Genomic DNA, 1,061 nt, shown 5'->3' with positions numbered 1-1,061 from the left:
TTTGAACTAAGCGTTGAAGGAACGCTATCTAAATTCGCTACCAAGACTCCTGCTGTTACTACAATTGTTGAAGTTGCGGTATCACAGTTCCCCGGATTATTAATTTCACAAATGGTATATTCTAAATTGTAACTTCCTGCTGGTGTATTCGCTCCAACTGTAACTGTTCCGTTTGTATTGATCGTAAGTCCTGCCGGTATTGGCGTCGTTACCGTTAGTTTTACCTCTCCCGCATTGGTTCCGATTACGGCTTGTGCTCCGTTTACGGTATCACCTGCTATTAAAGAAACTGTTGTGGTTCCGCCTGAATTTCCGTTTATGGATCCCAGGTTGTCTGCAACGGCGTCGATTCCCGGTGCTGTGATTGTTACTTGTACTTGGTTTGAACTGCAGTTTGTCGGGTTTAACAACTCACAGATTTCATACGTCAGTTCATACGTTCCTGCCGGAGCATTAGCGCCTAAAATTGCATTTCCATTTACATCTACCGTCAAATATCCTTTTGGATCGGCTGTGGTTACCCTCAGTTTTACTTCTGATGGAATTAAAGCGGCTCCGTTTTTAGTATCATTGTCAAAAACATTGATTAAAGTTTTCGGAGTATTTGAACTAAGCGTTGCCGGAACGGTATCTAAATTTGCTACCAAAACTCCTGCTGTTACCACAACTGTTGAAGTTGCCGTATCACAGTTGCCCGGATTATTGATTTCACAGATGGTATATTCTAAATTGTAACTTCCTGCTGGTGTGTTAGCAGCCACTGTAACTGTTCCGTTTGTATTGATGGTAAGTCCTGCCGGTATTGGCGTCGTTACCGTTAGTTTTACCTCTCCCGGATTGGTTCCGATTACAGCTTGTACAGCGTTTACGGTATCACCTGCGATTAGTGAAACTGTTGTGGTTCCGCCTGTGTTTCCGTTTATGGATCCTAGGTTGTCTGCAACGGCATCGATTCCCGGTGCCGTGATTGTTACTTTAACTTGGTTTGAACTGCAGTTGGTTGGGTTTAGCAACTCACAGATTTCATACGTTAATTCGTAAGTACCTGCCGGAGCGTTGGC

General features: G+C 43.7%; 1 pseudogene. It reads right to left on the bottom strand.

The features are described 5' to 3' along the window. A pseudogene (locus tag GJU43_RS22920) lies at positions 1 to 1,061 on the bottom strand (hypothetical protein); the annotation flags it as partial.

Origin of the sequence: Flavobacterium sp. LC2016-23 (assembly GCF_009674775.1) — a bacterium.
Lineage (GTDB): Bacteria > Bacteroidota > Bacteroidia > Flavobacteriales > Flavobacteriaceae > Flavobacterium.
This window is presented reverse-complemented; position numbering and strand designations above follow the sequence as displayed.